Below are 11,611 nucleotides of genomic sequence, written 5' to 3'. Positions count from 1 at the left end.
GCCACTCTAAAGCGCCTTAAACTACGACGATACTAACTTGAGCGATGAAGCGCTTGAAGTAAAACATTTGCACGATAAATTTAAAAAGCTAGGCATCTTGCAAGAGCCAAATGAGCACTTTGATCTTGGTTTAAATAGTGAGATTTTGCTGCCTGCCATCTGCCTTAGGATAGATACTTTAAGATTTGATGAGATCAAAGATCTGGCTAAACTACTCATGCTCTATACATACTCCTTAAACGAGTGGTGCTTTTTCATCTTTCCAAGCCTAAATTTAGCGCTTTATCCGCATGATGAGAGAGGTTTTGGCTGCACCAGACTAAATGACGATACAAAAAATGGATTAAATTTTTTAGAGTTTTGCAAAAGAGAGAAAAATGCAAAGGTTATTTTAAAAGAGCAAAATAGCAAATAAATTTTAAAATCACACAAAACTAAAAAAGCCCTCCCTTGCCGAAGCAAAGGAGGAAAATTTTTATTTCTCAAACGCTTTTTGCAAGCTAAATGGAAACGCTTGATAGCCCATAGCATTTGTCATCTTTATCTCGATGCTAGGCTCTTTTGCACCCCACTCAAACTCATCGATGTGCGGGCTAGGAAGTCCTACTGGGCGACCTTTTGCGATATCAAACTGCATGCCAGCAACGGCTGAATAGACCATCACGCTATCAAGGTCATCTTGATACTGCGTAAGGCTAGTAACTGAGCTATACCACTCTTTGCCGCGCTCTTTGCCGTACTCCCAGATCTGCTCAACGGTCTTTTTGTTCTCATCGATCTTATAAACGACCGCACGAGAGTACTTCATGCCAGCGATGGCTGGTTGCTCCATGCCCCTTGTGTCGCCGTTGTCAAAGACACTTAGATAAATTTCGCCTTTTTTAGACTTGCTATCTATCCTAAATGCTGTGTGCTGCGTCCATTGCCAGTCAAAGCCACCTTTGTCGCTCTCGTATCCTGGGCATTTTGAGTACTCATCTTCGCAGACGATCTTATTGCCCTTGCTATCAACTGGCTGAAGTAGTTTATCTTTAAATTTATCGCTCCAGCCCTTGTGAGCGCCCATGATCCATTTTACTTGTTTGTCACGGCCGATCTTGATAACTGCGTCTTGGTGGCGGCTTGAGATGATGATGCTATCATCGCTTGGGTCGTAATCCACACTATTTACGTGTGCCCAGTTGCGTCCTGGACCAGCGCCAACTATGTCGCCCCATTTATCATGCGTATCCATAGACTGAAGCTCATCAGAGCTTGCTGTGTGGCCTGCTTTTTTAGCGTCGATGTTTAAGCAAACTGCGCCTTGATCAAGCGTTTTTAGCACGATGTCGCGGTAAGGATCGAGAATTTCATATAGTCTAAAGTCATCAACTACGTTGCCGTCGCGGTCAAGCTCAACGATGACGTCGCGCACTGTTCTTACGTTTTTACCATCAGCCCTTTTGTAGTCGGCATTTGCCACGCGCAAGAAGTAGTGTCCGTTTTGTGCTACGTCCATCGAGTGAGAGAAGTCGTTGTAGCTAGCTGGTAGCTCGCGGTTGAAAATTTCTCTACCCATGATGTCGTATTTTGCGTATCTTTGGCCGTAACCCCAAGTCATCGCGCCGTCGTCATTTTGCTTAAAGCCCATCATAACGCCAGCGTGAAATGGCTGTTTTAGGTCGTAAATTTTGCTTGGCTCAAGATACCATCTAACCTCGCCTTTTGTATCAAGGATGAAGTTATTTGGGCTGTAGTTCCACTCGATCGCACCGCCAGCTGGGTTGTTCCAAACGACTTTTGTGCCCTTGCCTGTTTTATTTACAAAGTTATTTACATAGTAGAGGCGGTTTGCAAATTTAGCACTTGCTGGCTTAGTAACCTCGATCTTGTCAAATAGCGCGCCCTTTTGATTTGGCGTGCCAGCGCTCTCTAGGTAGATAGCTGGAGCGTAAATTTTATAGCTCTCTTTTATATGCTCTGTCTTGCCCTTGTAGCTCTTGTCGTACTCGACCTCAACGGTGTTTTGATAGTCAGGATACATGCCAAAAACTGGGATGCCGCCATGTGTGCGAAGATGCTTGTCAGCCACTTTGTAGCTTATAGTTTGACCACCTTGTTTTGGCACGATAGTGACCTTAGCGTTGCTTAGTGTGTAGCCGCCATTTTTGATGACTGCTGTAAGTGGCGCTGTGTCGTATGGATTTACCACTACTTCGCCGATAGCTCCAGTGATAGCGTAGTCAAGTTTAGCTCCGCTTGGACCGCCTATCGCAAAAGCGCTCGAGCAAAGCACAGAGGCTAGTGCAACACAACTCAAAGTCTTTTTCATAACATCTCCTTTGGATAAATTTTATAAACTCTACTCATAAAGCTTATAAAATTTAGAAAAAGCCTTGGTTTAGCCAAGGCTTAAATCAGCAAAAGGAATAACAAAAATGATTTGCTTTGTGTGTAATTGTAGTAAATCTTTATAACATAAATTTCACGCTAAAGTTAATACTAGCTTAAAATTTAAAAATATATTTAAAATTTATTAAATAGCGTATCGGGCCTCATTATCTTCGCCATTTATAAGGTCAAAGATCTTAGCTTTTAGCTCAAAATACTTTAGATACTGCACGCCAAAGTTGGCTACTATTTTGAAAGTAAAAAGCTTTGATAGTCTAGTTAAATTTTAAACATAGGCATCAAAATAAGCAGTCATACACATTTTCATGCCATAAGTACTCGAATAAAAATTAATATAAATACAAAATTAATAGTGGCTGTAAGTTTTATCATTGATAATTTTTTACATTAATGTTAGTTATTGATATCTCTCTAGGTCTTGCTTCAAGCTCTTTTATCTGCGTATCTTTGGGATTTAGAGCGATCTTTTTAAATTTCTCCAGCCTACTATCAAGCCCACCTTGTCCGCTCACGCTCTTAACTACCTCATTGAAGTTATCATTTACCGATCTCACCGAGTTTCCAAGCCTATTTAGCTTCTCAGCGACGGTGCAAAATTTCTCATAAATTTCATTTGCACTCTTTAATATCTCTTTTGCCTCTTTGTTGCCATGCTCCATGCGCCATAAATTTGCCACCACGCGAAGTAGCGGCATGAGCGTCGTGTGCGAGACTAGCACCACTTTTTTCTCATAGCCGTAGTTAAATAAATTTGGATCAAATTTCAAAGCCTCCAAAAATGCCGGCTCAACTGGCACAAACATCAGCACGAAATCAGGGCTTTTCACAAGCGACGAGTAGTCTTTTTTAGCTAGCTCGTCGATGTGTTTTTTTATTGAGGCGATGTGCTCGCCAAGAGCTAGCTTGCTCTGCGCTGGGTCAGCCGCCGCGACTGCTTTTTCATAGGCGTGGAGTGAGACCTTGCTGTCTATTATCATCTGTTTGTCGTCTGGGAAATTTATGACAAAGTCAGGTATGAGCTTCTTGCCGCTAACGTCAAAACTCTCTTGTGTTTCGTAGTGCGTGCCTTTTTCTAGCCCAGCAGCCTCCAGTGTGCGCTCAAGCTGCATCTCGCCCCAGTTGCCAAGGACCTTGTTGCTGCCTTTTAGTGCCGTGCTTAGCGAGTTTGCCTCTTTTGACATATTTTTGCCAAGCTCGACCACCTCTTTTAGCTGCGCACTAAGCTCGCCTGCGCTCTTTTGCGAGTCGCTGTGGGCGTCATTTACCCTCTTTTCAAAGCTTGTTATCTTCTCGCCAAGTGGCGTTAGCAAGAGCTCAAGCGACTCTTTGCTGTTTTTTGAGAAATTTGCACTTTTTTCTTCAAATATCTTATTTGCAAGGTTTGCAAACTCTAAATTTAGCTCGTTTTTTACCTTTTTTAAATTCTCTTCTTGCGATCTTAGGATGTTCTCTTTGGCTTCGATCTCGCTTTTTAGTGCGACGATAGCGCGTTTTAGCTCATTTTCACTCTCGTTTGATCTTCTTAGCTCGTCCTCTTTTGCGCCAAGCTCGCTTTGTAAATTTAAAGATAGCGACTTTGCCATCTCAGCCATCTTTGTCTGGCTGCCAAGCTCCTCGTTTAGGCACCTTAACTCGCGCTCTAGCTCGTCCTCTTTTTCATCTTTTTGTCTGAGCGAAATTTTATACTCGTCTAAATTTTTAGCTAGCTCATCTATCTTGTCGCTACTTGCTTCAAGCTTTGCTCTTTGCTCGATATTTAGCCGCTCGCTATCTTTTAGCTCATCTTGTAAATTTTCTAAAGCTTCTCTTTGTTTTGCATTTTTCAAATTTGCACTTATCAAAAAAGCTGTTAGTATCACGCACACAAGCGCAAGAGCTGCCACTAAAATATATAAATTTTCTATCGTTAGCACTGAAATTTCCTTTTAAATTTTGGCTTTATTATAGGTGAAATAGCTTTAAATTTAAAGGGCATTTAAGCCCTTTTGATAGTTTATTTGTTTAGATAGGCAGCTAGCCAGCACAAAAATATAAAGACAAAGATGATGGCTGACATGATAAGTGGCGTCGTGGTCGCAAAGAGTGCTAGCATGGCTGATGAGACGATACCGCTTCCATATTGCAGTGAGCCAATGAGAGCATTTGCTCTGCCTTTCATCTCTTGAGGTACTTGATTAAGAGCGGCTGCGTTTGAGCAAGAGGCGATGATACCGTTCATACTAAAGACGAAAAACATAGGTATGATAACGCCCCAAACTCCAGCGATACCAAAAAATGTAAGCGCTAAAAGCAAAGCCGCAGCGACAAAAGCGACTGTGCTTGAGGTGATAAGAAGCGAATTTAGGCTAAATTTATTGACCAAGCTCTTGTTTAAAAAACTAAGCGCCGCCACACCAAGTATATTTACGCCAAACAAAAAGCCATAGTACTTGCTCGGTATGCCAAAATAATCTATATAAACAAATGACGATCCCGTGATAAAGGCGTATGCTGCGATGTAAAAGAAAGTTACACTTAGAGTGTATTTCATAAATTTAGCATCTTTTATAAGCACAAAATAGCTCTTAAATGAGTTTATCATCGGCTCTTTTGAGCGCTTCTGCTGTGGCAACGTCTCTGGCAAGAAGAAGATAAGGATAAACAAAAAAGCACTTGCAGCTACCATTAGCCAAAATATCCAGTGCCAAGTGCCAATCTCTAGTAATGCGCCACCAAGTAGCGGCCCTATGATAGGAGCTGCAGCCATGATGATGACTAAGTTTGAAAGCATCTTTGCAGCTTCGCTATTTTCAAAAACATCGCTGATCATCGCACGGCTAAGCATAGGTCCCACGCACGCGCCTGCGGCTTGAAAGATACGCCAGATTATCACTTCGCTCATGCTTTGTGACATGGCACATCCGATGGAGCCAACGACAAAGAGCGCCATACCGATAAATAGCGGAAGTTTTCGCCCTATTCTGTCGCTAATAGGCCCCCAAACGAGCTGTGCGATGGCAAAACCGATCAAAAAGCCAGTGATCGTTAGCTCCGCATCGCCATGAAGCTGTCGCTCCATCGTAGGCATGGCAGGCAGATAGACATCCGTTGATAGCGAGGTGCAGGCCATTAGACCGCTTAGAATGACTAAAAACCAGATAGATGTTTTTGTTAATTGCAAGATTCCCCCTTTTTAGCTGCGATTAAGATTTCGTGAATATAACATAAATTTATAAATTGGCAGCAACAAGCGCCCAAAACTAGCTTTGGGCGTAAATTTAGAAAATTTGCTTTGGTGAAGTGAGGTAAATTATCAAGGTTTTGTTTGGCGAAGAGGTTTAAATTTAAAGGCAAAAATTAGGCAAAGTGACTTTTATCTAGACGAGATGGTTTTAAATTTTGAGGCAAGAGCTGTCAATCTGGTAATGACCGAGCAAAATAAAATTTAATAGAACTCAGGCGAAGTATTTTTCGCTTAGACAAGGCGAAATTCGATTTTTAAGCGGAGCGTGTTATTAAAATTTAAATGTCACAAAGTCTTTGATGAAGTATCGTGAGATGAATTTAAATGTTTTCTACTTCGCTTCACTCGCAACTAAACAGAAGAAGTAAATTTCGCTTCAAGGCTAGACTTCTACACGCTATTGTGAAGCAAAGACGATCTACATAATGGTTAAATTTAATAAATTCAGGTGCAGGATTTTTCGCTTAGACGAGGCGAAATTCGATTTTTAAGCGGAGCGTATATGTGATACGTGAGCATTAAAAATCGAATTTCAACAAAGTATAAGTAGAAAAAGACAATCCTAATAAGTCTAAAATTTAAACTTCGTATCTTTCACCTGGCTTCATTTCTATTACCTCCCACGGCAACCCCTGCTTATTTAGCTCGTCCATGAAAGGTTTTGCGTCAAAATTCTCCATGTTAAAGACGCCTTTTCCGCTCCAGATACCTTTTGCGACCATTAGCGAGCCGATCATCGCTGGCACGCCTGTGGTGTAGCTAACAGCCTGCGCGCCTGTCTCGGCGTAGCAAGCCTCGTGGTCGCAGACGTTGTAGATATAGACTTGGCGCTCTTTGCCGTCTTTGAGCCCACGTATCACGCAGCCGATGTTTGTTTTACCTTTTGTGCGAGGGCCAAGGCTTGCAGGGTCAGGCAGAAGCGTCTTTAAAAACTGGATAGGCACGATTTTCATGCCGTTATGCTCGACCTCGTCGATGCGTAGCATGCCGACGTTTTCTAGGCACTTCATGTGGGTTAGGTAGCTTTGTCCAAAGGTCATGAAAAAGCGAATTCTCTTTAGTCCTTTGATGTTTTTTACTAGGCTCTCTAGCTCCTCGTGATAGAGCAGATAGCTGTCTTTTACGCCAACTTTTGGGTAGTCCCACTTAAACATGATCTGCATAGGCTTTGTCTCGATCCACTTGCCAGCCTCCCAGTAACGCCCATTTGCGCTAACTTCACGTAAATTTATCTCTGGGTTGAAATTTGTCGCAAATGGATATCCGTGATCTCCAGCGTTGCAGTCTAGGATGTCGATCTCGTGGATCTCGTCAAATAAATTTTGCTGTGCATAGGCGCAAAATACGTTTGTCACGCCTGGGTCAAAGCCAGAGCCAAGAAGCGCCATGGTGCCAGCGTTTTTGAAGTCACCATCCTTCGCCCACTGAAGCTTATACTCAAATTTTGCGGTGTCTGGGTGCTCGTAGTTTGCGGTGTCGATGTAAGGTATGCCAGCCTTTATGCAAGCGTCCATAAGGGTTAGGTCTTGATACGGCAGCGCGACGTTTAGAAGCAGATCAGCCTTTGTTTGCTTAATGAGCTCCACCACGGCCGCTGTGTCGTCAGCGTCGATTTGCGCGGTATTTATCTGCACGCCAAGGCGATCTTTTATCAATTTAGCGATCGCGTCGCACTTGCTTTTTGTGCGGCTTGCTAGGGTGATATTTGTAAAAACGTCCGAGTTCATCGCACATTTTACGGTTGCGACTTGGCTAACGCCACCTGCTCCGATGATTAAGATATTTGACATTTTTGGCTCCTTAAAATTTTAGTGATTTTAGCAAAGTTAATATAAATTTCTAGCTTCAAAAGGTAAAATGGGCCAAATTTTAAAGGAGAAAAGATGAAGAAAATTTTGCCATTTTTAGCGCCTATTTGCCTCTTTGCAAGTAGCTGCGATGAGCTAGTGCAAGAGAGCGTAAATGAGTTTTATAAAAGTGATAGAAATTTAGAGAGAGCCATAAATTTAGCCGAGCAAGCGACTGATGTCTGCTTAAAGGAGGGCAACACCGAGCAGGCGATCACTTCACTCATAAATGGCGCCAGCATCTGCCTAGTAAATAAAGAGCCTCAAAAGGCACTAGAGCTCTCGCAAAAAGCCCTAGAGCTCGCGGCAAACGTTAGTGACAAACTGCTACTAGCTCGCTCTTATCAAAACATAGGCGCAGTAAAAAAGGCGCTAGGCAAATACGACGAGGCGCTTGCTAGCTTTTATGAAGCTCAAAAAATTTATGACACCAACTCAAATACGCCGATGCGTGACGAGCTGCTTTGCATAAAGTCCATCGGCAGCACCTACTACATGAAAAATGACTTTGCAAAAGCCTACGACAGGCATATTTTAGCGTTAAATTTACTTGATATCACGCCAGAGTTAAGTAGCAACGAGCTTGTGCGATCAGAGCTGTTAATAGAAGTCGCTAACGACCTAGCAAAGCTTGAGCAAAAGGACGAAGCCGCCAAAAACTGCAAAGAAGTACTTGAAATTTTAAAAGGCAAGGAGCAAAACCCTCGCGCGCTGGGTCTTTTGGAGCGAGCCAGCAAAGGACTAAAGGAGCTTAACTAGGGCTCTACCTTTAGCGTGCCTCTTTTATAGAGCTTGCTAGCATCTTGGCAAACTCATCGTCTGCGTAGCTTTTTAGATACTCTTCTAAGTGTGGCAGCGCGCCTTTTTGATCCATCCTAGCAAGCTTTACTAGCGCAAGGCCTAAATTTGCCCTTTTTACACCTAAATTTAGAGCTTTATCATAGTTTTGCTCTGCTAGGTCTAAGCGGTTAGAATTTGCTAAAAAATCAGCAAATTCAGCATAAATTTCCCCATTATTTGGCATCAAATTTATAAGCTCACCATAAATTTTATCCGCCTTTTTAGCCTCGCCCTGCGCATCAAAGTTGTGCTTCATCACGTGTATCCTAGCTTGGCAAATTTTAAAATACTCACCTTCTTGCCCGCCCAGACTCTTGCTAAAGCCCTCTTCCTCCATAAAGTCAAAAATTCTCTCCACCTTTAAAAGATCACTAAACGCCGCCTTCTTTTGCTGCTAATCTTTAAATTTCAAAGGATATGCTTTTGCATAGATAAATAGCTCGTCCGTTGCCTTAAAAAGTGCGATGTAGTCGATCTTTCCATTGCCATTTTCATCTTTATAAACTATGCTTTTATCTTCAAGCGCCCTATACTCGCTCGCCACCAAAATGCCAAAAGCAAGAAATATAAAAAGTAAAATTTTCTTCATAAAAATAGCTTATTTGTAGTTTTTCTTTAGACTTTTTAGTGCGAAATTTGCAAGCTCCAGCCCCTTTGAGCGGTGAGAAATTTTAAGCTTTGTCTCGTTATCTAGCTCGCCAAGCGTCTTTGTAAAGCCATCTGGTATAAAGAGTGCGTCGTAGCCAAAACCGTTTGTGCCGCGCTCCTCGTCTATCGCTTTGCCATACATAAAGCCATGCGTCGTATAGTCGCCAAATTTCGAGCTAATGGCGATACAGGCGGTGTAGTGAGCTGGTGAGCTCTTTAAATTTAGCGCCTTTAGCTTGCTAATTAGCTTTGCTCTGTTATTTGCGTCATTTGCGTTTTTGCCGCACACTTTGTCATTTTCATCAAGGTCAAAATAGCGTGCTGAGTAGATCCCTGGCTCGCCACCAAGTGCATCAACGCTGATGCCGCTATCATCGCTAAGTGAGACAAATTCGTCCTCAAGCCCAAGCTCTTTAAGCTTTGCAAAGACAGCTTTTGACTTTATGAGCGCATTTTGCTGAAAAGTGCTGCCATCTTCAACGATCTCAAATGGCTTTACAACCTCGCTTAAAGCGTAAATTTCATAGCCTTTTAAAAACTCTTTTATCTCTTTTACTTTGTCTAAATTTGATGTCGCAAGCACGATTTTCATCGCAAAACTCCTTGATTTTTGGGCGTATTTTACAAAAAAATAGATTAAATTTTTAAATTTAAATTAGTGTTAAAATGATAAACTTAGTCCTTTTAAAAATAAGGGAAAATTTATGTTAAAAAGCGTTTTGCCACTATCTTTTATCGTAGCTAGCAGATTTTTTGGACTTTTCATAGTCTTGCCAGTACTTAGCCTCTACGCCCTAAATTTAGAGGGCGCAAATGAATTTTTAGTGGGGCTAATAGTAGGAGTCTATGCGATCTCACAGATGATATTTCAAGTGCCTTTTGGCGCTCTCTCCGATAAGATCGGCCGCAAAAAAGCCCTAACCATCGGGCTTTTGATATTTGTGGCTGGCTCTATCGTCTGCGCGCTGGCAAGTGAAATTTACACGATGCTTTTTGGTAGATTTTTACAAGGTGTGGGAGCTGTGGGAGCTGTGGCAACAGCAATGATAAGCGACTTTGTGGCTGAAGAAAACCGCTCAAAAGCTATGGCTATAATGGGCGCTTTTATAGGGCTTAGTTTTACGCTTTCTATGGTGCTTGGACCACTTCTTGCCAAGGACTACGGGCTTTCAAGCCTTTTTTATCTAAGCGCTGCGCTTAGTTTGCTTTGCGTCGTGCTGCTCTACACCGTCGTGCCAAAAGAGATAAAAGTTAGCGCAAAGGCCCAAAAGGTGCCATTTGGCAAGCTTTTTTTGCAAAAAGACTACATGATCATAAATTTCACCTCTTTCATGCAAAAGATGCTCACAAGCATCGCATTTTTGGTTATCCCGATCGTTTTGGTAAAAGAGTATGGCTATGAGAGCAGCGAGCTTTACAAGGTCTATACGCTTGGCGCTATGCTTGGCTTTTTGGCTATGGGGTTAGCTGGCGCTTTGGGCGATGGCAAGGGGCTTAGCAAGGTCATCTTGATAGCTGGCACATTGCTTTTTGCCCTAACCTACGCCATTTTTGCCCTTAGCTTTACGAAATTTATCTTTGTAGTTGGCATCGCGATATTTTTTATAGGTTTTAACCTTCACGAGCCAATCATGCAATCAACCGCGACAAAATTTGTAAAATCCTCACAAAAAGGCTCCGCTCTTGGCATCTTTAACTCATTTGGCTACTTTGGCAGCTTCGTTGGGGGCGCGTTTGGCGGATACATCATGCACGTTTTTAGTTTTAAAGTGCTTGCCATCATCTGCGTGGTGCTTTGCGTGATCTGGCTTGTTTTGCTATTTAGCCTGAGCGATCCTAGAATCTTTAAAAATATCTACCTAAGCCCAGAAGCGAGCTTAAATTTAGAGCTTCTAAATAGCCAAAAAGGCGTGGTGGATTATTATAAAAACGAGAAAAATCAAGTGATCAAATTTGACTCCCGCCTAACAAGCGAGGCGGCTTTAAAAGAGAGCTTGAAGTTTTGATCTACGACGTCATCATCGTTGGTGCTGGCGCTAGCGGGCTCTTTTTAGGGGCAAATTTAAAGGGCAAAAAGGTTGCCATTTTAGAAAAAAACAGCAGTGCTGGCAAAAAGATCTTAGCAAGCGGAGGCGGCAGATGCAACATCACAAACCGCTTTGTAAGCGCTAAAAACTACCTTGGCGAGCAGAAATTTATAGAGCAAATTTTAAAAGTGCTAAGCTTTGATCAGGTTTTGAAATTTTTTAGTGAGCTTAAATTTAGCGAGCAAAAGCAAAATCAATTTTTCTGTGATAGCGGTGCAAAGAGCGTTTTGAGCGTGCTTTTAAAAAGGCAAAATGCAGATATTTTTTATAACAAAGAGGTTCTTGGCGCTAAAAAAGTAGATGAAATTTTTGAAATTTTGACAAAAGATGAGAAATTTATAGCCAAAAATTTAGTCATCGCAAGTGGCGGACTAAGCTACAAAGCCCTTGGCGCAAGCGATGTTGGCTACAAGATAGCTAGCGAATTTGGCCTTGAACTCTCAATGCCTGCCCCTGCTCTTGTTGGCTTTAGCTTGCAAAAAGATGAGTTTTGGTTTAAAGAGCTTAGTGGTGTTAGTCTAAGTGCTGATGTAGTGATAAATGGCAAAAATGAGAGCTATAAATTTAGTGGCGAT

The 11,611-nt window shown here is 42.2% G+C and carries 11 protein-coding genes; 4 read left to right on the top strand and 7 right to left on the bottom strand.

Features of this window, described 5'->3' with window-relative positions:
• Positions 1-37 precede the first annotated feature (37 nt).
• Positions 38-415 (top strand): hypothetical protein, encoded by a 378-nt coding sequence (locus tag CYO90_RS06705; protein ID WP_103578936.1) that lies wholly within the window; start codon positions 38-40, stop codon positions 413-415.
• 60 nt (positions 416-475) lie between these two features.
• Here CYO90_RS06705 and CYO90_RS06700 read toward each other — a convergent pair whose 3' ends face one another.
• The 4 genes from CYO90_RS06700 to CYO90_RS06680 all read right to left on the bottom strand — a co-directional run bounded on the left by CYO90_RS06700 (position 476) and on the right by CYO90_RS06680 (position 7,404).
• Positions 476-2,311, bottom strand: coding sequence for an aryl-sulfate sulfotransferase (locus CYO90_RS06700; RefSeq protein WP_103578935.1), 1,836 nt, complete (start codon positions 2,309-2,311; stop codon positions 476-478).
• Between the two features lie 448 nt (positions 2,312-2,759).
• Positions 2,760-4,304 (bottom strand): DNA recombination protein RmuC, encoded by a 1,545-nt coding sequence (gene rmuC, locus CYO90_RS06690; protein WP_103578934.1) that lies wholly within the window; start codon positions 4,302-4,304, stop codon positions 2,760-2,762.
• An 80-nt stretch (positions 4,305-4,384) separates the two neighbouring features.
• Positions 4,385-5,551 carry a multidrug effflux MFS transporter gene (locus CYO90_RS06685; protein WP_103578933.1) on the bottom strand — a complete coding sequence of 389 codons (1,167 nt, stop codon included), beginning with the start codon at positions 5,549-5,551 and terminating at the stop codon, positions 4,385-4,387.
• Between the two features lie 641 nt (positions 5,552-6,192).
• Entirely contained in the window at positions 6,193-7,404 is a 1,212-nt protein-coding gene (locus CYO90_RS06680) for a saccharopine dehydrogenase family protein (protein ID WP_103578932.1), read from the bottom strand.
• Positions 7,405-7,497: 93 nt separating this feature from the next.
• On the opposite strand from CYO90_RS06680, the gene CYO90_RS06675 reads away from it, so the two are divergent.
• A complete protein-coding gene (locus CYO90_RS06675) occupies positions 7,498-8,220 on the top strand; it encodes a tetratricopeptide repeat protein (protein WP_103578931.1) in 723 nt (240 codons plus the stop codon).
• Between the two features lie 10 nt (positions 8,221-8,230).
• Here CYO90_RS06675 and CYO90_RS06670 read toward each other — a convergent pair whose 3' ends face one another.
• From CYO90_RS06670 to CYO90_RS06660, 3 genes are read right to left on the bottom strand one after another with little or no spacing between them, the layout of a single operon-like run.
• Entirely contained in the window at positions 8,231-8,659 is a 429-nt protein-coding gene (locus tag CYO90_RS06670; protein WP_141090546.1) for a hypothetical protein, read from the bottom strand.
• Between the two features lie 36 nt (positions 8,660-8,695).
• Positions 8,696-8,890 (bottom strand): hypothetical protein, encoded by a 195-nt coding sequence (locus tag CYO90_RS06665; protein WP_103578929.1) that lies wholly within the window; start codon positions 8,888-8,890, stop codon positions 8,696-8,698.
• Between the two features lie 9 nt (positions 8,891-8,899).
• The gene (locus CYO90_RS06660) at positions 8,900-9,541 is read right to left on the bottom strand and encodes a non-canonical purine NTP pyrophosphatase (RefSeq protein ID WP_103578928.1); all 642 of its coding nucleotides are present in this window, start codon (positions 9,539-9,541) and stop codon (positions 8,900-8,902) included.
• Positions 9,542-9,653: 112 nt separating this feature from the next.
• Between CYO90_RS06660 and CYO90_RS06655 the strand changes: the two genes are divergently transcribed.
• Together CYO90_RS06655 and CYO90_RS06650 are read left to right on the top strand one after the other, a co-directional pair.
• On the top strand, positions 9,654-10,955 hold the full coding sequence (locus CYO90_RS06655) for an MFS transporter (protein ID WP_103578927.1): 1,302 nt from the start codon (positions 9,654-9,656) through the stop codon (positions 10,953-10,955).
• Positions 10,952-11,611: NAD(P)/FAD-dependent oxidoreductase (locus CYO90_RS06650; protein WP_141090545.1), on the top strand; the 660-nt coding region annotated here is incomplete at its 3' end. The genes CYO90_RS06655 and CYO90_RS06650, both read left to right, overlap by 4 nt.

It is taken from the genome of Campylobacter concisus (assembly GCF_002913745.1).
Lineage (GTDB): Bacteria > Campylobacterota > Campylobacteria > Campylobacterales > Campylobacteraceae > Campylobacter_A > Campylobacter_A concisus_R.
The sequence above is the reverse complement of the archived record's forward strand: the minus strand, read 5'-3'. Positions and strand labels throughout refer to the sequence as shown.

Excerpts from the sequence above, each read along its gene's own strand:
- CYO90_RS06680 (WP_103578932.1), bottom strand. The coding sequence starts at position 7,404 with ATGTCAAATATCTTAATCATCGGAGCAGGTGGCGTTAGCCAAGTCGCA.
- CYO90_RS06700 (WP_103578935.1), bottom strand. The coding sequence starts at position 2,311 with ATGAAAAAGACTTTGAGTTGTGTTGCACTAGCCTCTGTGCTTTGCTCG.
- CYO90_RS06660 (WP_103578928.1), bottom strand. The coding sequence starts at position 9,541 with ATGAAAATCGTGCTTGCGACATCAAATTTAGACAAAGTAAAAGAGATA.
- CYO90_RS06675 (WP_103578931.1), top strand. The coding sequence starts at position 7,498 with ATGAAGAAAATTTTGCCATTTTTAGCGCCTATTTGCCTCTTTGCAAGT.
- CYO90_RS06665 (WP_103578929.1), bottom strand. The coding sequence starts at position 8,890 with ATGAAGAAAATTTTACTTTTTATATTTCTTGCTTTTGGCATTTTGGTG.
- CYO90_RS06655 (WP_103578927.1), top strand. The coding sequence starts at position 9,654 with ATGTTAAAAAGCGTTTTGCCACTATCTTTTATCGTAGCTAGCAGATTT.